A 19,354-nucleotide genomic window follows, 5' to 3' on the forward strand; every position below is an offset into this window, starting at 1 on the left:
TGGCGTGCCCTGCTGTGCTAGCGCCTCGTCCGGCAGTGGCCCGCTGCACACAGGGAAGTTCCTCACAGCACAAAGTCGCGGCCGGATCAGGTCAAAGCTCTAACTGCCCCCATCAACACCAGAACATCGGCACTACCCAGGGATCGTAGTCTTCGGGCTGTTTGTTTCGATGGACCGCCTTGTCGCCGGTGTTGTCGGTTGTGGTGTTCTTCTTGGTCTTCTCAAGCTCTTCTCGCTCGAACAGCCATACGCAGCAGAGGCCGATCGCGTAGGGGATCGAGGCCAGGGCGGTGGTCATGCGGTGGCGGAGGCCGTGCTTCGCCGTAGGGGAAGCTTGCATCATGTGGTTTGGGAAGGCATGTCCGGAGAGGGCCAGGAGGCTGGGGTTCGAGGAGGTAGTGCTAGTGTTGGTCATAATCAGGTCTCCAGTTTGGGTTGAGTTCACCACTTTGCTCGGCCGCAAACTGCGTTGATTGGGGCCGACTTGCCTCGCGAGTGGCGTTGTTCATAGGAGGTAAGCGGAAGGCGGGTGGCAGGGGGGCAACGAATTTGAGATTTTTTCCGCCTGCGCGTAATTCTGCCATTTTTGCTATGATTTAGGGGCATTCCGAGCCTTGGCGACCAAGCCGTTCCCTCAAGAAAGGTCCCGCATGCTCAAAAAACTCCGCATCAGCCTGCGAACCTGGTTCGTGCTATTCACGCTCGTGGCGATCGGATGCTACTGGTACCTCGGCGGGGCCATCCGGCAAAAGAAGGCGGTGCAGCGAGTGCATGCACTGGCTGGCCAGGGACTCGATCCTGACGAGTGGGCCAGATTCAGCTCGCCGGCGATCGAATTCAAATCGTTCAACGCGGAAAATCCTCCGCAGACGCTCGGCGAGTGGTTTCAACACCAGCTTTGCCAGCAAATCGGCTACGAGTACTTTGGCACCATCGAATCGGTAAACCTCTCCGACTCGCCGCTCGAGCCTGGCGACTTGGCGATGCTCCGGCACCTCCGCGGGGTGGAATCGCTGAACCTGACCGGCTGCGAGATTACCGACGATGCGCTGGTGCATGTCGCGCAGTGTGAGTCGCTGACGAAGTTATTCGTTGGTTACACCCCCATCACGGATGAAGGCATCAAGCATCTTCGTTCCCTTCCGAATCTCCAAGAACTCAGCGTGACCGGGACTGCCGTTACCGACAAGTCCATATCGCACTTGCAGGACATGCCCAGCCTGCGGACTGTAGATACTGGCTCGACCGGTGTCTCCTACGCCGGAAGGCGAGCGTTAAATAACGCCGTGCCGCCTATCCTGGTTAAGAGGATCTACGGGCGGTGACGGTTCTGCTTCTCACACTACTGGCGCGCACCCATAGCCCAGCGATCGCGGTGAACGCGATCGCCCATGTCGCAGGTTCAGGTACCACTGCACCCCCGGTGAGGCCGGTGAGGATCCCTTCGAACTCGGATGGCAAGGTAAAGGTGTTGAGAATCTCGCCTGAATTGCGATCGACCTCCACAATCTGGTTGGCCGATGCAACCGCGTTGCGGATGCCGACGAACATTCGACCGTCGTCGAAAGCCAATCCACGCAGCGTTGCCCCTGCTAGTTCCGGCAACAGAAGACGATCGATCTCCGCGCCGAACGGATCAACGCGTATCAGCGCAGGGTTGCCGAGAACGCTTGGCGTCAGGCCGCCCGACACCCAGATCTCCCCGGTCGCGGGATCGACGTCCATGCCCAGGGCAACAAAATCGATTGGCAGCTCGACTGGCGCCGCTGACCAGTGCAACATGCCTGGAGCCAGCGATAAATCGTAGTCAAAAAAAGTGGAGGTTGGAATCTCTTGTGGCGACCGCGATACGGCAAGCAGGTGGCGTAGACCGTCGCCGTCGGTGTAAACGCCCATGCCATCGAGCCGAGCAATCGTTCCGCCGTGGACGGTGATCGGATCCAACTCGAGCGACGGCAACCAATCCTTTTCGACTGGATCGAAAGGCCAAACTCGCGCCAGGCCGTCTGGCGTGGATCGGCCCACGTACACCAAGTCGCCATCGTAAGCCACGCCCGCGGGGGAGGAGGTGAAGTCGGGGTCAGGCGGAGACGAGTAGTGCCTGAGAACGTCGCCCGTATTGGTGTCGATGCGAAGCAGCATTCCGTCACGCGCAAGCGTGGCGAACAGATCCGCGTTGCAAGGCGATGCGCAGCAAACCACCCAGAAGCCCAATAGGCCGTGTACAAAGTACCGCATTAGCGTCCCTCCCCTGATGTATAGCGAATTAGACAGGTGGACTAATGCTCATCGGGGAATCGCCGCATGTCAATGAAAAATCGCGGCAGTCGGAGCGTTTTTCGGGAATGCTCCCTCGGTTTTCATGGAAACCTGCCATGTTGGTCAGCAGCAGCGCAGTAAGAGAGCCGCGAGCCGCTCTCGGAGCAGCCCGCGGCGAGGGGCAAAGGTTGTCGGCTGTGCTAGAGCGCTCTGATGCTTGTAGCGTGAGTTTGTGCGAGATCGGTTAGGAACTCGCCGATACAGACGCTACCTGCGGGTGCGGCACGCTCTAGTCGCGAGGATTCACGTCGACGTCCACGCCGCCGCGGCCAACTTCGACATTCACTCCGCGACGGTCTCGCTTCACGCCGTAACGCTTGTCGAGGTCTTGGGCGAATTCGGGATCGGCGAAGTTCGGCCAGTTATCCTGATCGAAACCCTCGGCGCCTTCGAGTTGTTCCTGCGTGACGTTCAGCGTGACAATGTAGTCGTCCGAGTTCTCAGGATCGACGCGGCAGCTAAACGCTTCCCACGGCACAGCGAAAAGTTTGTCGCCGATACCGATAAATCCACCGTAGGTCACGGCGGCGTAGCGAATCTTGCCAGTTGCTGGATCGAGCACCAGATCGCTGATCTCGCCAACGTTCTTGTCCTGCCCATTCACGATGTTATGGCCGAGAATATTGCTGGCTCGAACAACGTGACCTTGCTTGTGGTGCGAGTCGCTGCGCGAGCGTTCCGATAGATTCGGCCGACGTGACTCGTACTGCTGTGGTTGTTGTTTGGTTGCTTCTCGGGTGGCGTTCTGGGCAGTCGAAGTGCTCATCATGCCGACACAGGTCGCCATCAGGATTGCAACTGCACCTACCGCTAGATTGTAGTTCTTCATCGCTCTGCTCCTTGGAAAATAGAAAATCGCGAGAAGCCTCGGCGAATTCGCCGAGGCTGCCTGCTGGTGATTGGTCGCTTAGCAAGAACAGCAGGACTCGAACTCGCAGACCTGCTTCTCGGCTTCCTCTTTGGCAAGGCCGTACTTCTCTTGGATCTTGCCCTTGAGTTCTTCTCGTTTGCCATTGATCACGTCGAGGTCGTCGTCGGTCAGCTTGCCCCATTTCTGTTGCACCTGACCTTTGGTTTGCGACCATTTACCTTCAATTTGATCCCAGTTCATAGCTTCCTCCTTACGGGCTAGTGCGAACGCGCAGTGCCGCTGCAACTTTACAGAGGCGTAGGATTGCGCTGCGTGTTTGCCAAGGCGGGCCACATGCGTGTGCCGCCATTGATACAACCGCTAATGCAGCGCGCATGCCAAACCGCGGGTTGAGAACCTGCAGGCGTGAGAATGCTATTGGAAACCGCTCCAAATTGCCAAGTTTGCCTCGGCGCTGACCATCGAGTTACCACTCTGCGTGAGAGGCGCTCAGTCTTGTAGCGAGCGCGCAAATGCAGCTGAGTTACCAAAGACCATTGACATGGTTAGCTGGCAACCAGAATAAGCGAAGGTAGAACGACGGTGCCTTACGCCCCAATCGCACGCAACGCTTCGAGCGCGGCTTGATGAACTTGGCCGTTGGTGGCCAGGACGCCACGGTTTTCTAGGAGCGATGTGCCGTGTGAGAAGTCGAGCGGCTTGCCATCCAGGTCGGTCACCCGCCCGCCGGCCTCTTCCACCACAATGGAGCCGGCCGCTTGATCCCAGATCTTCTCGCGGTAGTCGGGACGGTTGGCGCTCAGCAGGCGGACCAGCATTTCGCCGCCGCCAGCGGCCAGCACGGCGTACTTGGCCTGGCTGTCCATGGGAATGGGCTGGGCCTCGACGCCCATCGCGCCGGCCAGTTGACCGAGCTGCCCAGTGTTGGTGTGAGCGGTTTCGACGGAGCGGAAGATGCGAGTGTCTTTCACCTCTTCACACGGCGAGACCTTGAGCGGCTTCCACTCGGCGTCGCCGGTGACGCTGGCGACGAATGCGCCCTCGCCCCGCTTGGCGATCAGCAGTGCGCCCGATCCACCCAGCTCCGGGGAGAGTTGGTCGTTGAGTTCGGGACAGCCCAGAACGCCAAGCGACACCTGACCGTCTTCGATCAGCGCCAGCGCGACCGCGTACTGGTCGCCTCGCAGGAAGCCCTTGGTGCCGTCGACCGGGTCGAGCGTCCAGAACTTGCCCTCAGGCTTGGCGTTGCCGTGGTCGATCAGTTGGCAAACTTCGTCGGCCGAGACGCCTGGGATGTTCGCTTCCAGAAAGTGCTGAATCTGCGCCAGGGTCGCCCGGCCCTCGTCGGTGGCGTTCAGGTCGGCCGCGTCCTCTTCGCCCACCAGTCGGGCGTCGGGCAGTGCCTCGGCCATCCGTTTGGCCACGATGGCCTGGGCCGAGAAGTCCGCCACGGTCACCGGCGACTTGTCGCCCTTGGTCAGCGCCTCGGTGCACATCTCCTGCTGCACCCGACGGGTGAGTTGGGCAGCTTCGCGAACGGCGGCAATGGCAAACTGGGCTTCGGGGCAGTCTAAAAGCGAAGGGGCAGACATGGCTCTAAGGGGCTGGGGACTCGGGACTCGGGGTTGGAGTGGTCGTCCGGAGTCAGCATCAGCCCCCAGTCTCGAGCCCCAAGTCCCCTCCTAGAAAGCTACCCCGCCAGGACTTGAACCTGGAATGAGGGAATCAAAATCCCTAGTGTTACCGATTACACCACGGGGTATCGTAGCGATATGGCCCATTTTAGCAGAGCGGCACAGTCTATCGAAAGTGGCCCCAGGGACTAAGGCCAATTCGCATCCGGAGTCGCCTAAAGTAGTGGACTCACGGCTGGCTGCTGCGGTTCGCCACCGAAAAACAGAGCTGCTCCAGTTCGGTCGCCAGGTCGACTCCGACATGGCTCACATGATCGGGAAGATTCAGCGTAACGGGCGCGAAATTCAGGATTCCCGCCACTCCAGCGGCCACCAGCCGGTCGGCCGCCTGCTGGGCCGTGGTCGCTGGCACGGCCACCAGCCCGAGTTCGATCTGCTTGTCACGCACCACTTCCGCCAGTTCATCGAGCGAAAAAACGGGGACGCCCCCCACTTCGCGGTTCGTCTTGCCCTGATCGACGTCGAACGCGGCGACGATCGTAAAGCCCTGCGAAGCAAAGCCGCGGTAGCCCAACAGCGCCTGACCCAGGTTACCCACGCCCACCATAGCGACCCGCCACTCGCGGTCGGTGCCCAAGATGCTGCGGATGGCGCCAATCAGCTCGTCGCAGCGATAGCCCACGCCGGGCTGGCCGAAGTGGCCGAAATAGGCCAGATCGCGACGGACCTGGGCGTCGCTGAACCCGAGTTGCTGCCCCAGCCGACCGGAACTGGTCGTCGCGTGACCAGCTGCAATCAAGTGGTGCAGCTCGCGCAGGTACAGGCTTAGCCTGCTTACCACAGCTTTCGGCACGTCTTTGGGATCGACGGATTCAGACTTTCGGCGACCGCTGCTCATGCTTTCTGCCCGGGGGGCGGGGATTGGCGGCGCTCGATGTTCGCCGGACTACTGCAAGAGTGCCCCACAAGGGGACAAATCGTCAAGCCGACCTCACACGCATCGCCACATTTCCCATCCTATGTCTGGCATTCTCGGCGCTGTCGAATCAGGCGCTTCGTCGCTCAACTTCGGCACGTTGTGATTCACCGTTACAACCGACAGGCGGTAAGAGGACTTTCGGAAGGCTGGGCAAGTTGTAAGTTCAGTCTGGCTAGAGATTTGCGCCTGCAAAGACAGCGAACGATGGGGCAAATAAGGAAAATGCAATGCATGCAAAAAATAGGTGGTTCAGCTAAGGGATACGGGCTGGGGTTCCCGAATCTATTAGGGACGGAAGTTATCCGTTTTGACCAACCCGTTTATTTCCCCACGAACTGTTGCTGAGGAGGCGAAAAACCATGAAACGCGCATTGGGTGCGTCGCTTGTGGCGATGCTGATGCTGACGGCGGCTACACAAGCTGACGCTGGCAATTCCGGTACTGTGAGCTACGACGGGTGCGACCCCTGTTGTCAGCCGCACTACCACACCGTTTACCGAACCCGGTACAAGACGGTGTATGACAAAGTTGAAGAGACTCGTTATCGCACGTGTTACGAGCGCGTGCCCTACGAGAAGACGGTGAACTACACCAAGTACGTGACCGAGCAGCGTCAAAAGCAGGTCAATTACACGGTGATGGTGCCCACCTACGAGACGAAGACTCGTAACTACACGGTGATGAAGCCCGTTTGGGAAACTCGCCAGAAAGAGATCAACTACACGGTTTGCAAGCCGGTCTGGGAAACCAAGACCCGCACCTACACGGTGCACAAGCCAGTGTGGGAGACTCGCCAGAAGCAGGTGAACTACACGGTGATGGTTCCGACCTACGAGACCAAGACCCGCACTTACACGGTGTGCAAGCCGGTTTGGGAAACCAAGACCCGCACCTACACCGTGCACAAGCCGGTTTGGGAAACTCGCCAGAAGGAAGTGAACTACACGGTATGTGTTCCCGTCTGGGAAACCAAGACCCGTTCCTACACCGTGCACAAGCCGGTTTGGGAAGATCGCACCCGTGAGGTGACCTACTACGTCCGCAAGGCCGTTCCATATACGAAGACCGTTACCTACAAGACCGGTCACTGGGAAACTCAGCAGTACACGGTTCCGGGCCCGACCCGTACCAAGTACGTCCGCACTCCTGGCAAGTGGGTTTACAATCCGTGCACCTGCTGCTGCTGCTACTGCCCTGGCAAGTGCCAGAAGGTATGCGTGCAGTGCCCGCCGAAGACCTGCTGCAAGAAGGTCTGGGTGCCTGAGTGCAAGACCAAGGAAATCTGCTGCACCAAGTACGTGTGCGAACCTCGCACCAAGACTTGCTGCTACAAGGTTTGCAAGATGGTTCCCGAATGCAAGACCTGCACCTACAAGGTCTGCAAGATGGTACCTGAGTGCCGCACCAAGACTTGCTGCTACAAGGTCTGCAAGATGGTTCCTGAGTGCAAGACCTGCTGCTACAAGGTCTGCAAGATGGTTCCTGAGTGCAAGACCTGCACCTACAAGGTCTGCAAGATGGTACCTGAGTGCCGCACCAAGACTTGCTGCTACAAGGTCTGCAAGATGGTTCCTGAGTGCAAGACTTGCTGCTACAAGGTCTGCAAGATGGTGCCCGAGTGCCGCACGCGGACTTGCTGCTACAAGGTTTGCAAGATGGTTCCCGAATGCAAGACCTGCACCTACAAGGTCTGCAAGATGGTTCCTGAGTGCCGCACCAAGACCTGCTGCTACAGCGTCTGCGTTCCGCAGTGCTGCAGCAAGACGGTCACCTGCTACAAGACCGAATGCCGCAAGGTGCCTTACACGGTTACCAAGTGCGTGCCCCGCAAGGTCTGCGAGCAGGTTCCCTGCAAGGTTCTGTGCACCAACCCGGCTTGTGCCGGCCAGGAGCACGCCGCTCCTTGCGACGGCTGCGGCAGCACCGGTGGCTGTGGCTGCGGCTGTGGCAACTGAGCCCTGTAGTGACTCGCTAGCAAACACCTCGCTTCTGTTGTAGGGAAGAGGGGTTGGTCAAAGCAAACGACAGCGGCCCGAACCCAAGTGGTTCGGGCCGCTTTTTTTGTGGGTTCGCAAGAGTTGCTGTATTGCTTTTCCAGCTTTTCCCGTCCGCCTCGGCCAATATCCCTGCATCGACCGCGAATGGCAACAGGAGTGAGCTACCACCCCCACAGTGAAAGGGTTAGACTGGTGGCACCTTACGAGGACCTCGTTCAAGCTCCCTAACGCAGGAGAACTACTCATGACTACCGACACCTACGAAACCGAACCCAAGAAAAAGGGATCTGGTTGTCTAAAGGGTTGCTTGATCGCGCTGGTCATCTTCGTGATTGTCGTAGCGCTGGGAGTGTGGTGGGTTTCACGCAATATGCGCAGCTGGATAGGCACCGGTGCAGCAGAAGCCATCAATCAAATGATTGACGAATCGGATCTACCTGCTGCAGAGAAGGAAGAACTCAAGGCCGAGAGTAAGCGGGTCACCGATGGCATTGCCGATGGCAGCATCTCCTGGGAACAGTTTGGAGAACTCCTCACCGGCATCGTGGAATCTCCGTTGATGCCGATGTTCATCGTCAAGGGCGTCGAGGCGCAGTATCTGGATAAGTCGGGCTTGTCGGATGAAGAAAAGACCGAGGCCAAAGTCACGCTTGAACGCTACGCGCGAGGTCTCGTCGATGGGCAGATTCCGCAAGCGTCCACCGACAACGTGCTCGTCCATATCGCAGATAAAGACGAGGAAGGACAGTGGCAAATGCGGCCGGAGGTGAGCGACGACGAACTGCGCCAGTTCCTGGCCGCTGCCAAGCAGGAAGCCGACGACGCAGGAGTGCCCGAAGAGGTTGAACCAATCGATCCTTCCGAAGAGTTGAAAAAGGTCATCGACGGGGTGCTAGGCCCCGCTCCGGCGGCACCCAACTGATCTGTCGGAGAGCTTACAATTCTGCCCAACTAGCACCGCTGTCGTGATCAGCGCAACATGCGGCGATGCGTACTTCGAATTTTCGGCTGGGCAGCGAAAACTCCGCAACCGATAAAGATTCGCACCTTCCTGCCAATCGCTTGCCAAAGGGTGGCAAATAGAGGTACCATTGGAGGCAGCTCTGGGGAAATACGAGCCAATGGGGATCCTCTTTTTCGAACAAGGAGTATCTAGTCGCTCTAGGAGTCTCCGGACAGTATGGAACACACAACAGGCAGGAGCACCTGATGAAGCGATTCGAGTCTTGTGTCCGCTTTGCGCTGGGCGTCATCGCTTGTGGCCTTCTTCAAACAAGCAGCCAGGCGGAGATTATCAATATCGACTTTACGACCGACGACAGTGGTCGAACACTAATCCACGGGCAGGTGATCAGCACTCTGCCTGACGTGCAGGCGGGCGACTCGTTGTTCGAGTTTGGCTCGCTCCTTTCGGTCCGTACCACCCAAGGTGCGAGCGGCCATTTGGGGGCCGTTGTATTCGATTCGACACCCGGAGGACCCGGCGAGACCACCGGCGATCCCGACGACGACTTGCTCGTCGACTTGGGAAACATCCTCACGCTCCAAGACCCCACCCGCCCAGCAACGATCGACACTGGCGCCGGCGCCAACGGCTTGGTATTCAGGGGACCTGATGACGTCCGCCTGCCTGGCGCGGGTAGCATCTTCTTCGAGTTCAACGAACCGGTCGCACCCAAGTCGCTAGACATCATCGATGCAGACACGGGAGTCACTGGAGAGGTTGTACTCACCGACATGTTCGGCAACACGCGCACCTACACCATCTACCCGAACTGGACCTTTGACATTTCCGATGAAGGCCCCATGGGATACGCCACGTTGCTGCTCGACGAGTTGGCAGCACAAGATGCCGAGGGCAATGGCGAAGACGGAGTCCCTGGCAACGCAGACGACTTCACTTCCGTCCTCGATCAGGGACTCGACCCAGACAAGGTGATGAGCATCGAAGTTCGTTTCCTCGGCGACGAACCCAGTGGCTGGAGTTCCTTTGCGATCGACAACCTGCGAGTCGGCCGTGTGCCCGAGCCTGGCTCGTTGGCACTCGCACTGTTAGCCGGCGCATTGGCGATTGCCGCCAAGGGGCGACGACGCAGCTAGTGCGCCCCGCGCCGTGTTCAACCTTTGAAGACGAGCTTGGGCCCCCAAGCGCCGTGCCGGGGGACTAGTAGCGCCGCGAGATTCCCCTCGCCGTCCAGCGCGGCGACTTGTTCGCCGTCGAGCTCAGGCCGCTGAATGCTGCGTCCATGGCCAATGGCCTCGATCTCGTTGGGCGTGAGCACCACGGTGGTGAGACCCGCGACCGCGCGCGTGGCCGGCTCGAGAAACTGCTCCACTCCTTGCTCCAATACTTGCTCGGGAGTGCACGAACTCTCGATGGCGAACTTGCCAATCGCCGTGCGGACCAAACCGCTCATCACCGCTCCGGAGCCAAGCGACTCGGCCAGATCGCGCCCCAGCGAGCGGATGTAGGTGCCGCTGCCGCAGCGAATGTCGAGCACCAGTTCAGGGTACTCGTACCGCACAATCTCGATCGAGTAGATCGTCACCGGCCGCGCGGCAAGCTCTACTTCCTCGCCCCGCCGGGCCAGGTCGTACGCCCTCTGGCCCTGCAGTTTCGCGGCCGAGTAGGCAGGCGGGCGTTGCTGGATCTCGCCAACGAAGTTCGGCACCGCCTGTTGCAGTGCTTCGAGCGGCGGCACCTTCGCACCTGTGACCGGCGTTGTCTCCAACTCGGTGTCGTCGCTGGGACTGGTAACACCCAGTTGGAACGTTCCCACGTACCGCTTGGGCATTCGTTGTACGTACTCAATAAGCCGCGTCGCCTGCCCCACACACACCACCAGTACGCCGGTGGCCAGCGGATCGAGCGTACCAGCGTGGCCCACCTTGGCGGGGCGCACCAGGCGTTGCACCCGGTTCACCACGTCGCGCGAGGTCCATCCGGCGGGTTTGTTGATATTCAGGATGCCAAGCATGGTTGCAAGTGGGAGGGAGTTGGGGCCGTTGTCACCGGTGGCCGAACATGGGAAATTGACGCTTATGAACCAACCCACCGACGAGCCCGACGACTTTGAAACTCTTGCCGAAGCCGTGGCGTGGGCCGGGCTGGAGGTTTCCAGTTCGCAACTAGAGCAACTGGACGCCTATCGTCAATTGTTGTGGCAATGGAACGAGAACATCAACCTAACGAGGCACACCACGCTGCGAAAGTTCGCAGGACGTGATCTTTTAGACACCTTTCGGCTTGCCGAACACCTCGATCGGGGCGATCGCGTGCTCGACGTCGGCTCCGGCGGCGGGGTGCCGGGACTGCCTCTAGCAATCGTGCGGCCCGACTTGACCGTATCGGTGTGCGATTCGGTTGGCAAGAAGGCACGCGTCTTGGAGGAGATGGTCGGTTCGCTTGGCCTGCCAATTACCGTGTACCCAGCACGGGCCGAACAGGTGCTGGAGATCACCACCCAAGGCACGCTGGTCGCACGGGGCGTTGCCTCGCTGAAAAAACTTCTCACGTGGCTCAAGCCGCATTGGGACGCCTTCGACCAACTGCTGCTGATAAAAGGGAAGGCCTGGGTAGAAGAGCGGGGCGAAGCGCGTCACCATGGCCTGCTGAAGGACCTCGACTTGCGGCGGATTGCATCTTACGAAAGCCCCCTGGTAGGCGAAAGCGTCTTGCTACGAATTGCACCGCGCCAAGCTAGCTAGCTGGTTGTTTTCGGCGACTAGCGAATTCCAGCTGCGTCCATTACATTTACGGAATAGCGCAAACACACAGGCGACCGCCCCCTCGTCGACGGTTGCCCCAAGGGGAACATACTTTCCATTCACTTTGGAGACCACAAACCATGGCCGACCAGCCCGCACCAGAAGAAACCAAACCCGCTGAGGGCGCCGAAGGACAGGCCCAACAAGCGCAGCAACGTGCTCGCGTGGAAGTGAGCGACAAGAACGCCATCTGCACGTACGCAAACTTCTGCCGCGTAACCGGCACCCCTGAAGAGTTGATCCTCGACTTCGGCCTCAACTCGCAACCATACGGTGTGCCCACCGAACCCGTGGAAGTGAAGCAGCGCATCGTCACCAACTACTACACCGCCAAGCGCATGCTGCAGGCGTTGCACTTGTCGGTGCAGCGGCACGAGCAAGCGTTCGGCGTGCTGGAGACCGACGTTCAAAAGCGCGTCGTGACCAAGGCACAAGGCTAAGCAATTTGCCTTCCGCAGCTACCATTCATCACGAGCCCGGTCGCTTTCCGTGCAGGAGCGGCCGGGCTTGTTTTTATTGACGTTGCGACTGCAAGATGCGGCTTTTCTCCATGGCTTCTTCAGCCATAGGAATGAACTTCATGTCGCCCGTACCGGCGTAGGCACGCTGGTAGATGACGCTCATCGCCGCAAAACTAAACGGGTCGTCGGGCTCGAGTTCACACGTCTTCTCAGCGTGAGCGATGGCTTCCTCGTGTTTGCCCATTTTCTGCAGGGTGACCGCCAACGAGGAGTGCGCCAGCGAGTAGCTGGGATCGATCTGCAAAGCTTCCTCGAGCTTAGCAACCACTTCTTCCAGCTTGTTCTCCGCTTTCAGTTTTTCCGCTTCGTCATACAGTTCGTTAGGAGTGGACATGGCAGCTTTGTGGGACGGAGGATTACAGAGTGTGAGGAAGACTTCCATGCTAGCACTCTTGTCGTTCTTCAACTAGCCAGGCGGCAGGTCTTTCCTGCACTAACTGCTCGAATAGGCAAAATCGATACCTTCGGTTAAGGGGGTACGATCGGCGAAACCGATAACCAACGCATGACGAGGCACCATCGCCGGATGCCCTCGGCGAGCGCCGGACAGTCCCGCAACTGCCAGCACTCGCAACAGCAACTTCCACCAGGCCAACCGCGCAACCGCTGCGCGTCCACGGCCGCACCATCGAGGGGGCCCACCTGTGTTGATCCACCCGCTTGCCGAAGTCAGCCCGAGTGCCAAACTGGGAGCCGACATTACGATCGGACCATTCGCTGTGGTGGAAGACGATGTGGAAATCGGTAACGGCTGCCAGATTCTCGCCCGCAGTAGCATCAAGAACGGCACCACGCTGGGCGAAGGCAACATCGTTGGCGAAGGAGCTGTAGTTGGCGGCTTGCCCCAGCATCTCAGCCAGCCCGAGCAACCTGGTCGGGTGGTGATTGGCGATCGCAATGTCATTCGTGAGAATGTGACCATTCACCGCGCGTTTGTATCCGAGGCGGCGACCACGATTGGCAGTGAATGCCTGCTGATGGTTGGTTCGCACGTGGCGCACGACTGCATCATCGGCAACAACGTCGTCCTCACCAACAACGCCCTGTTGGGCGGACACGTAATCGTGGGCGATAGGGCCTACCTGGGAGGCGGCGCCGCGGTGCATCAGCACTGCCACATTGGGCGCGTGGCAATGGTAGGTGGACTCGCGCGACTCGACCAGGATGTGCCGCCTTTCGTGATGGTCGATGGCGAGACCAATCGCATCGTGGGACTCAACCGCGTAGGACTGCGTCGCGCCGGAGTGACTCCGCAAGAGCGCAGCGAGATCAAAGACGCCTACCAGTTGATCTTTCGCACGGGTTTGAAGTTCGCCGACTTGCTCGACACACTCGACGAGCAATACCAAGAAGGACCGGCGGCTGAGTTCGCCCCGTTCCTGCGAGCAGCGACACGTGGCTACATTCGCGAGCGCCGCGATCCGCCCAAGTCGTTCCGCCTGGTGCGAGAAGATCCCGCTACGGCCGACGCGGTGGTGGTCGAGCCCATCAAGCAAGCGGGCTGAGCAGTTACGGAGTCTCGGCGGGCTCCGCCTCCGTGGATTCCTCCTCGGTCGGCGGTTGCTTGTCGGCTTCCGGATCGTCCTCGGCTGCTTCCTCCGCTGGCTCGTCCTGCGGAGCGTTCAGCTTGGCAAGTTCCTTGGCAGCCAGGTCTTCGCGATTGAGCAGGGCGTTGATCGCCTCGGTAAGTTCGGCCTTGATGTCCTTCGGTAGCCCGACGTGCACCACGTGCACGCGGCCATCGAGACCGATGATCACAGTCTGCGGAATGCCCGAGACGTCGTACTTCTCGGCTGCTGATCCCTGGGCGTCGCGAAGCACGTTGATCTCGATCTCCTGTTCTTTGAGAAATTCGGAGATTGCTTCGGGCTCTTCCTTCAAGTTCACCGCGTACACGACCACCGGTTTGTCCTTAAAGTCCGCCGCCACCTCGGCCACCTTCGGTAGCCCCACGACGCACGGCCCGCACCACGTGGCCCAGAAGTCGAGCACCACCACCTGCTTACCAATGGCGTCCTTTAAGTCGAACTGCTCGCCATCGAGCTTCGAGAGCGCAAAGGTCGGCGCGGGTTGACCGATGAGCGGATTCACCGCGACCACCGGCGGCTCGACCGGCGGCGGCACCAGGGCGGTGAACTCTTCCACCAATTCCGCACTCGCGGGCGGAGTGAAGATAAACGTCGCATCGGTCAGTTCCGGGTCGAACTTCCAATTCGTGACGTCATACGAGATCTGGATTGAGTAGCCGATCTCCTTTTCCTCCTCGCCCAACTGCTTCGACAGATCGGGAGCGATGCGGCGGATGGTGGGCTGGTCGCCGGTAGTCACCCAAATGTCGTAGTCCCACTCCTCGGCCATGAACTTCAGGTGATGACACTCGACGCCCTCAAGCGTATCGACGCCAAGGTACTCGCTGGAGGTAACCTGCCCGGTGAGTCGCTCCATCGGGTCGTCGGAGAGCATGGCCATCATGATCCCTCCCATGCCGCCATCGAGCGTTCCGCTGCCAAACTCGTCGAGCGACTTGGGCGCTTCGACCACGGTGTATTGCCGGAGTTCCGACCGGTACTCCACAAGGGTCTCGCCATCGCTCGCTACGGTGCCACCCAAATCGCCATCGGTACGAAGAAGCAAGAACCGGTTGGGGCGCTGGACGGCTACTTTGTACTTGGCGGACTTGCCATGCTCGAAGCCTGAGATACCGACTTTCACTTCCACCTGCATGTCGGCCGAGAGTGATTTCGCCGCTTGGAGCCGATCGGCCGCAGCCCGCAGGATCGCCTTGGGATCGGTGGCTTCGTCCGCGGCAAATGCCACGCTCGAACAAACGACCACGGCCACCGCGCCCACGAAGTGTGCTTTCGACTGCATCTGCCTCTCCTGGGTGAACTGAAACTCTTGCGACTAGCACAGCGGACTACAGGTCGTCGCCGAAGCGAATGCCCTGCGCCAGCGGCAGTTCCGAACCGTAGTTGATGGTGCAAGTCGCTCGTCGCATGTACTGCTTCCAACTGTCCGAGCCGCTCTCGCGTCCGCCGCCGGTGTCCTTTTCGCCGCCGAACGCGCCGCCGATCTCGGCACCGCTGGTGCCGATATTCACACCCACCAGGCCACAGTCGGAACCGGCTGGGCCGATGAACTGGTGGGCCTGGCGGACATCGTTGGTGAAGATGGCCGAAGACAAACCTTGGGGCACCGCGTTGTGCATTTCAATCGCATCGTCGAAGTTTTCGTACTCGACGACGTAGGTGAGCGGAGCGAATGTCTCCTCGTGCATCACCGGCGTTTGCACCGGCAGGCGGACCAGCGCCGGTTCGACGTACACTCCACCTTCGGGGACGCCTTCGGTCACGCGGTCGCCACCGCACAGCAGCGTGGCGCCCTGGTCGTGCGCGGCCGCCAAGCTGGCTTGCATCGTATCGAACGCTCGTTCGTTGACCAACGGACCGACGAGCGTCGAGGGCTCGCGCGGATCGCCGATCGGCAGCGAAGAGTAGATGGTCTTGAGTCGCTGGATTAGCTCCGTGGAAATGTCCTTGTGCAAGAACAAACGCCGCAAACTGGTGCACCGCTGACCGCAGGTGCCAACGGCGGCGAACGTGATCGCCCGCACTGCGATATCGAGGTCGGCCGATGGCGTGACGATCATGCCGTTGTTGCCGCCGAGTTCCAGTAAGCTGCGTCCGAGTCGCGCCGCTACGACTTGCGCCACCGAGCGACCCATCGGCACCGAACCCGTGGCCGACACCAAGGGAACGCGCGGGTCGGCCGCGAGCGCCGAACCAACGTCGGCCTGGCCGATGACGAGCGTCGAGAGTCCTGCAGGAGCATCGCCCCCAAACCGCGCGGTGGCTAGCGCAACGATCTGATTGCAGGCGAGTGCCGTGAGCGGTGTTTGCTCGGAAGGTTTCCAAATGATGGGATCGCCGCACACTAGGCCGATCATCGCATTCCACGCCCACACGGCCGCGGGGAAGTTAAACGCGGAGATCACGCCCACTGGCCCCAGAGGATGCCAGTTCTCCACCAGGCAATGTTCCGGTCGTTCGGTGGCAATGGTGAGACCGTGCAGTTGTCGCGAGAGGCCCACGGCGAACTCACACACGTCGATCCATTCCTGGATCTCGCCTTCGGCCTCGGCCCGAATCTTGCCGGCCTCGAGCGTGATGAGTTCGGCAAGTTGCTTCTTGTTCTGGCGCACGAGTTCGCCGATCTCGCGGACAAACTCACCTCGCCGAGGTGGCGGCACCACGCGCCACTGGCGAAATGCATGCTCGGCGGCAAGCACCGCTTCGGCCACCTGAGAAGGACTCGCTCCGCGAATCTTGCAGGTTGGTTTACCATCGATGGGCGAACGAGGTTCGAGCGACTCGCCGCTAGCGCCAAGGGGAAGTGGCTCCAGGCCCCAAAACCCTGAAAAGTGATCGCCTTCGGTCGGTGGTAGGATATGGTCGGGCAGCTTCATGGTCGGTCCTTCGATGGCACGGCTAGGTGGCTAACGCGCTGTGACGAATGCATACGGCTAGATCGATGGGATGTACGAATATCCATTAGAACATTGGCCCGCCATTTCCACAGCAGGATTTTCGTGTTTTTTGCGAGCGAACCCTACGGCTGCAGTTCCGGCCGCGTGTCGCTGGCGATGGGCGCCCGCACATGCGTGGCCTTGGCGTAGGGCTCTCCGAAGCGATTGGCAAGGAAGTCGGACAGCTTCACGTCTTCCTGGCGCACGAAGCCACGCTCGGGCAGTTTGCCTTCGCGCCACAGGTCGACTACCGCGCACAAGCTCGTGGCCGTGGTAATCTGAATGCTACTGGCGGACAGACCGTGAATATCTGCGTGGTAGATCTTGCGGGCGTCGGCCACCTGTTGGTACTCGCCATCGACCCAACCAGTCACGGTGCTGAACACCAGCACCACGTCCTGGTTGGTGCAGGGCACCGCCTGTTCGAGCAGTTTCTTCAACAGCGGTCGCTGGTCGTGGAACCGCAGCCCCTGCAGCAAGAAGCTCATCAAGTAGCGGTGGCCAACGTACCGCACGGTCTTGTAGTCCAAGTCGTTCACGCGGCCTTCGAGCGTTTCGCACAACGTCCCTAATCCACCCGAAGTGTTGAATGCTTCGTAGTCGACTCCGTCCAGGGCGAACTGCTCGAGGCCTTCCAGCGGCTGCAGCGAAACGCGATTGCCCTCGCGGATGGCCTCGCAGGGATTGCAATACTCGTTGATCAGCCCGTCGGTCGACCAGGTGAGGTTGTATTTCAGCATGTTGTCGGGGTAGAGCGGCAGCGCACCGACACGCATCTTCACGCGATCGAGTTGCTCGAAGTGCTTGCAGAGATCGAACGCCAGGATGCCAATGAACCCAGGCGCTAGTCCGCATTGCGGCATGAAGATTTGGCCTTCTTTGGCCTCCTCGCCGATCGCTCGCACGGCGGCGGTCGTGGCGACGTCTTCGGTCAGGTCGAAGTAGCTGATGCCTGCAGCGTGCGCTGCGCGGGCGATGCCTTCGTTGACGTCGAACGAGCAGGCGGAGACGACCCCGTCGAGGCCATCGAGAAACTTGGACACTTCGTCGGTGCTCGCCACGTCGAGCACCTGCGTATCGACTGGCGTCTGCCCGACGAGAATGTTCAGCGCCTCATCCGACACGTCGCCGACGCGAACCTGGTAGTCGCCCGCATGCTGCAAAATCCGGGCAATCGCCCGGCCAATCTTGCCGGCGCCGAGAATCCCAATATTGGTTGGGCTGGCCATAAAAAACTTCCTTGCGGTTGGTTAGCCAAACAAAATAGGTCAATTAATGAATGCGGTTACTGCTTCTTCGTGTCGGTCGACTCGAAGATCTTGTCGGCACTCGCAGCGACAAAGCCCGGGAACAGGTTGCCGTCCTTGTCGGGATACCGCTTGGCGAACTCGTAATAACAAGTGGGCACTTCGTGCTTCTGGTTGTCGGCAAAGTCGACCTCCATCTTGTCAGCCATCGTCGAGCCCTGCTCGAGCAGCTGCTCGGGCGAGCCCTTCACGCGTCCGCCGGAATCGTTCACCGCGTACCCGAGCGACTCGACCACTTGCAGCACCTGCTCGATCTCGGTGGTTTTTTGCAGGTGGTTCACGCTGATCGTGAAATGGTTGGGTCGCAGGCCAAGCGTCGCCACCCAGGCGGCGTACTCGCTCTCGGCTACCAACGTCTCGTAGTCTTCCCAACTAATCGGATCCCACAGTCGACCGCTCCACAACACATCGGGCTCGGCGAGTTCCGACGAATCGACCCAAGCGGCGCACTCCTTGAGGATGGCGGCCGACTTGCTCGACAGCTCGTCGACCTTCAATTCCGAGAGAAAGATCCGCGGCGCGTTAGGCTCGTCGCTCACGTAGCCATAGGCCCGCAGCTTCTTGGCGGGGAACTCGTACGGCTCGAGTTGCTTGTAACCAAGGGCCAGCACATGCGGCTCGAGTCGCTCGATGCCGATCGGCTCAAGGCCCAAGGTTCGGAAAGCCACGTGGTCGTTGATCACTTGCTCGCCGCGCGACTCGAATTCCTGGCGGATTCGCTCGGCCTGAGGCGCCATGGCCACATAGTCTTTCCAAAGTGCTTCAAAAAATTCGGCGGGAGACATGTTTGGAGGGGGGATGGAGAAAGGGGGACTGGGAACACTCACGCATCTATTAACAATACGTCCAGCGACCGAGGTCCCTGGGCGCCGATGACTAGCGATTGCTCGATGTCGGCCGTTTTGCTTGGCCCGGCGACGAACGTACCAAACGCAGGGCGGTCGTCCGTGCCCCAGCCGGCGATCCGCTCGTAGGCCTGCGGCATGTTGTGCAGCACCTGGCTCGTGGGTAGCACCAGCACTAAGTGCTCGCACAGGAAGTATACCGCGCGGTAACGAATCTGGTGATCGGTAATCCAGATGGCGCCGTTCTCGGCCACGCCGAACTCGCCTGGCAACACGGCCCAGTCGAGCCCCGACAACTCGTGTGGCGTGGCAAGCTGGTCAAGCTGGAGCGTCGACCTGCCGACCCCTTCGACCAGCGAGATGGCCGATGCCGACTTGGCGTATTCGCTACGATCGTTCAGCCAGGCGTCGGCCGCAGCAGCGTTGGGCATCACTTCGCTCGACGCGCCGATGCCGGTAAGCATCTGGCGAAAATGGTCCAGCGGGTCGTCGAACGTCTGCCAATCCTGATCGAGCGATGGCAAGTCGATTGCCGTGGCTCGATTGGCACGCACGTTGTTCAAGATGTCTTCGCGAGCGGACATTAAA

20 protein-coding genes and 1 tRNA gene are annotated in these 19,354 nt (G+C 60.0%); 7 read left to right on the forward strand and 14 right to left on the reverse strand.

Features of this window, described 5'->3' with window-relative positions:
- Nucleotides 1–112 precede the first annotated feature (112 nt).
- Entirely contained in the window at nucleotides 113–415 is a 303-nt protein-coding gene (locus ACQK2L_RS31000; RefSeq protein WP_425400932.1) for a hypothetical protein, read from the reverse strand.
- A 235-nt stretch (nucleotides 416–650) separates the two neighbouring features.
- Between ACQK2L_RS31000 and ACQK2L_RS31005 the strand changes: the two genes are divergently transcribed.
- Nucleotides 651–1,325 carry a hypothetical protein gene (locus ACQK2L_RS31005; protein ID WP_425400933.1) on the forward strand — a complete coding sequence of 225 codons (675 nt, stop codon included), beginning with the start codon at nucleotides 651–653 and terminating at the stop codon, nucleotides 1,323–1,325.
- On the opposite strand, the gene ACQK2L_RS31010 is transcribed toward ACQK2L_RS31005, so the two are convergent.
- From ACQK2L_RS31010 to ACQK2L_RS31035, 6 genes are all read right to left on the reverse strand, one after another.
- Nucleotides 1,303–2,238: a hypothetical protein gene (locus ACQK2L_RS31010; RefSeq protein ID WP_425400934.1), complete on the reverse strand. Its 936-nt coding sequence runs from the start codon at nucleotides 2,236–2,238 to the stop codon at nucleotides 1,303–1,305. The two genes, ACQK2L_RS31005 and ACQK2L_RS31010, sit on opposite strands and share 23 nt — an antisense overlap.
- Nucleotides 2,239–2,548: 310 nt before the next feature.
- A complete protein-coding gene (locus ACQK2L_RS31015) occupies nucleotides 2,549–3,148 on the reverse strand; it encodes a PRC-barrel domain-containing protein (protein ID WP_425400935.1) in 600 nt (199 codons plus the stop codon).
- A 78-nt stretch (nucleotides 3,149–3,226) separates the two neighbouring features.
- Nucleotides 3,227–3,430, reverse strand: coding sequence for a CsbD family protein (locus tag ACQK2L_RS31020; protein WP_425400936.1), 204 nt, complete (start codon nucleotides 3,428–3,430; stop codon nucleotides 3,227–3,229).
- A gap of 347 nt (nucleotides 3,431–3,777) precedes the next feature.
- On the reverse strand, nucleotides 3,778–4,782 hold the full coding sequence (locus ACQK2L_RS31025; RefSeq protein ID WP_425400937.1) for a 3'(2'),5'-bisphosphate nucleotidase: 1,005 nt from the start codon (nucleotides 4,780–4,782) through the stop codon (nucleotides 3,778–3,780).
- 98 nt (nucleotides 4,783–4,880) lie between these two features.
- A tRNA-Gln gene (locus ACQK2L_RS31030) sits at nucleotides 4,881–4,952 on the reverse strand.
- 101 nt (nucleotides 4,953–5,053) lie between these two features.
- On the reverse strand, nucleotides 5,054–5,722 hold the full coding sequence (locus tag ACQK2L_RS31035; RefSeq protein ID WP_425400938.1) for a redox-sensing transcriptional repressor Rex: 669 nt from the start codon (nucleotides 5,720–5,722) through the stop codon (nucleotides 5,054–5,056).
- 440 nt (nucleotides 5,723–6,162) lie between these two features.
- Between ACQK2L_RS31035 and ACQK2L_RS31040 the strand changes: the two genes are divergently transcribed.
- The 3 genes from ACQK2L_RS31040 to ACQK2L_RS31050 all read left to right on the forward strand — a co-directional run bounded on the left by ACQK2L_RS31040 (nucleotide 6,163) and on the right by ACQK2L_RS31050 (nucleotide 9,900).
- The gene (locus tag ACQK2L_RS31040; protein WP_425400939.1) at nucleotides 6,163–7,758 is read left to right on the forward strand and encodes a hypothetical protein; all 1,596 of its coding nucleotides are present in this window, start codon (nucleotides 6,163–6,165) and stop codon (nucleotides 7,756–7,758) included.
- Nucleotides 7,759–8,044: 286 nt separating this feature from the next.
- Nucleotides 8,045–8,722, forward strand: coding sequence for a hypothetical protein (locus ACQK2L_RS31045; RefSeq protein WP_425400940.1), 678 nt, complete (start codon nucleotides 8,045–8,047; stop codon nucleotides 8,720–8,722).
- A gap of 287 nt (nucleotides 8,723–9,009) precedes the next feature.
- Entirely contained in the window at nucleotides 9,010–9,900 is an 891-nt protein-coding gene (locus ACQK2L_RS31050) for a hypothetical protein (RefSeq protein WP_425400941.1), read from the forward strand.
- Nucleotides 9,901–9,917: 17 nt separating this feature from the next.
- Here ACQK2L_RS31050 and truB read toward each other — a convergent pair whose 3' ends face one another.
- Nucleotides 9,918–10,778, reverse strand: a complete 861-nt coding sequence (gene truB, locus ACQK2L_RS31055; RefSeq protein ID WP_425400942.1) for a tRNA pseudouridine(55) synthase TruB — start codon at nucleotides 10,776–10,778, stop codon at nucleotides 9,918–9,920.
- A 64-nt stretch (nucleotides 10,779–10,842) separates the two neighbouring features.
- On the opposite strand from truB, the gene rsmG reads away from it, so the two are divergent.
- Both rsmG and ACQK2L_RS31065 read left to right on the forward strand, forming a co-directional pair.
- On the forward strand, nucleotides 10,843–11,508 hold the full coding sequence (rsmG, locus tag ACQK2L_RS31060; protein WP_425400943.1) for a 16S rRNA (guanine(527)-N(7))-methyltransferase RsmG: 666 nt from the start codon (nucleotides 10,843–10,845) through the stop codon (nucleotides 11,506–11,508).
- A gap of 140 nt (nucleotides 11,509–11,648) precedes the next feature.
- Nucleotides 11,649–12,008, forward strand: a complete 360-nt coding sequence (locus tag ACQK2L_RS31065; RefSeq protein ID WP_425400944.1) for a DUF3467 domain-containing protein — start codon at nucleotides 11,649–11,651, stop codon at nucleotides 12,006–12,008.
- Nucleotides 12,009–12,081: 73 nt separating this feature from the next.
- Here the strand turns inward: ACQK2L_RS31065 and ACQK2L_RS31070 are convergent, their stop codons facing one another.
- The gene (locus ACQK2L_RS31070; RefSeq protein ID WP_425400945.1) at nucleotides 12,082–12,423 is read right to left on the reverse strand and encodes a tetratricopeptide repeat protein; all 342 of its coding nucleotides are present in this window, start codon (nucleotides 12,421–12,423) and stop codon (nucleotides 12,082–12,084) included.
- A 310-nt stretch (nucleotides 12,424–12,733) separates the two neighbouring features.
- Here ACQK2L_RS31070 and lpxA point away from each other — a divergent pair, with 310 nt between their 5' ends.
- Complete coding sequence (gene lpxA / locus ACQK2L_RS31075) at nucleotides 12,734–13,594, forward strand: acyl-ACP--UDP-N-acetylglucosamine O-acyltransferase (protein ID WP_425400946.1); 861 nt, start codon at nucleotides 12,734–12,736, stop codon at nucleotides 13,592–13,594.
- 4 nt (nucleotides 13,595–13,598) lie between these two features.
- Here the strand turns inward: lpxA and ACQK2L_RS31080 are convergent, their stop codons facing one another.
- The 5 genes from ACQK2L_RS31080 to ACQK2L_RS31100 all read right to left on the reverse strand — a co-directional run bounded on the left by ACQK2L_RS31080 (nucleotide 13,599) and on the right by ACQK2L_RS31100 (nucleotide 19,350).
- Nucleotides 13,599–14,960, reverse strand: coding sequence for a DUF2092 domain-containing protein (locus ACQK2L_RS31080; protein ID WP_425400947.1), 1,362 nt, complete (start codon nucleotides 14,958–14,960; stop codon nucleotides 13,599–13,601).
- A gap of 46 nt (nucleotides 14,961–15,006) precedes the next feature.
- A complete protein-coding gene (gene amaB, locus ACQK2L_RS31085) occupies nucleotides 15,007–16,554 on the reverse strand; it encodes an L-piperidine-6-carboxylate dehydrogenase (protein WP_425400948.1) in 1,548 nt (515 codons plus the stop codon).
- A gap of 143 nt (nucleotides 16,555–16,697) precedes the next feature.
- A complete protein-coding gene (locus ACQK2L_RS31090) occupies nucleotides 16,698–17,843 on the reverse strand; it encodes a saccharopine dehydrogenase C-terminal domain-containing protein (RefSeq protein WP_425400949.1) in 1,146 nt (381 codons plus the stop codon).
- 56 nt (nucleotides 17,844–17,899) lie between these two features.
- Entirely contained in the window at nucleotides 17,900–18,706 is an 807-nt protein-coding gene (locus tag ACQK2L_RS31095; protein WP_425400950.1) for a DUF1338 domain-containing protein, read from the reverse strand.
- A 38-nt stretch (nucleotides 18,707–18,744) separates the two neighbouring features.
- Entirely contained in the window at nucleotides 18,745–19,350 is a 606-nt protein-coding gene (locus ACQK2L_RS31100) for a LutC/YkgG family protein (RefSeq protein ID WP_425400951.1), read from the reverse strand.
- Nucleotides 19,351–19,354: the final 4 nt, after the last annotated feature.

Origin of the sequence: Aeoliella sp. (assembly GCF_965227375.1) — a bacterium.
Lineage (GTDB): Bacteria > Planctomycetota > Planctomycetia > Pirellulales > Lacipirellulaceae > Aeoliella.

Coding starts and splice junctions, on each gene's coding strand:
- ACQK2L_RS31000 (WP_425400932.1), bottom strand. CDS start 415: ATGACCAACACTAGCACTACCTCCTCGAACCCCAGCCTCCTGGCCCTC.
- ACQK2L_RS31080 (WP_425400947.1), bottom strand. CDS start 14,960: ATGCAGTCGAAAGCACACTTCGTGGGCGCGGTGGCCGTGGTCGTTTGT.
- ACQK2L_RS31020 (WP_425400936.1), bottom strand. CDS start 3,430: ATGAACTGGGATCAAATTGAAGGTAAATGGTCGCAAACCAAAGGTCAG.
- ACQK2L_RS31005 (WP_425400933.1), top strand. CDS start 651: ATGCTCAAAAAACTCCGCATCAGCCTGCGAACCTGGTTCGTGCTATTC.
- ACQK2L_RS31100 (WP_425400951.1), bottom strand. CDS start 19,350: ATGTCCGCTCGCGAAGACATCTTGAACAACGTGCGTGCCAATCGAGCC.
- ACQK2L_RS31010 (WP_425400934.1), bottom strand. CDS start 2,238: ATGCGGTACTTTGTACACGGCCTATTGGGCTTCTGGGTGGTTTGCTGC.
- rsmG (WP_425400943.1), top strand. CDS start 10,843: ATGAACCAACCCACCGACGAGCCCGACGACTTTGAAACTCTTGCCGAA.
- amaB (WP_425400948.1), bottom strand. CDS start 16,554: ATGAAGCTGCCCGACCATATCCTACCACCGACCGAAGGCGATCACTTT.
- ACQK2L_RS31040 (WP_425400939.1), top strand. CDS start 6,163: ATGAAACGCGCATTGGGTGCGTCGCTTGTGGCGATGCTGATGCTGACG.
- ACQK2L_RS31090 (WP_425400949.1), bottom strand. CDS start 17,843: ATGGCCAGCCCAACCAATATTGGGATTCTCGGCGCCGGCAAGATTGGC.
- ACQK2L_RS31015 (WP_425400935.1), bottom strand. CDS start 3,148: ATGAAGAACTACAATCTAGCGGTAGGTGCAGTTGCAATCCTGATGGCG.
- ACQK2L_RS31050 (WP_425400941.1), top strand. CDS start 9,010: ATGAAGCGATTCGAGTCTTGTGTCCGCTTTGCGCTGGGCGTCATCGCT.
- ACQK2L_RS31095 (WP_425400950.1), bottom strand. CDS start 18,706: ATGTCTCCCGCCGAATTTTTTGAAGCACTTTGGAAAGACTATGTGGCC.
- ACQK2L_RS31035 (WP_425400938.1), bottom strand. CDS start 5,722: ATGAGCAGCGGTCGCCGAAAGTCTGAATCCGTCGATCCCAAAGACGTG.
- ACQK2L_RS31045 (WP_425400940.1), top strand. CDS start 8,045: ATGACTACCGACACCTACGAAACCGAACCCAAGAAAAAGGGATCTGGT.
- ACQK2L_RS31065 (WP_425400944.1), top strand. CDS start 11,649: ATGGCCGACCAGCCCGCACCAGAAGAAACCAAACCCGCTGAGGGCGCC.
- ACQK2L_RS31025 (WP_425400937.1), bottom strand. CDS start 4,782: ATGTCTGCCCCTTCGCTTTTAGACTGCCCCGAAGCCCAGTTTGCCATT.
- truB (WP_425400942.1), bottom strand. CDS start 10,778: ATGCTTGGCATCCTGAATATCAACAAACCCGCCGGATGGACCTCGCGC.
- ACQK2L_RS31070 (WP_425400945.1), bottom strand. CDS start 12,423: ATGTCCACTCCTAACGAACTGTATGACGAAGCGGAAAAACTGAAAGCG.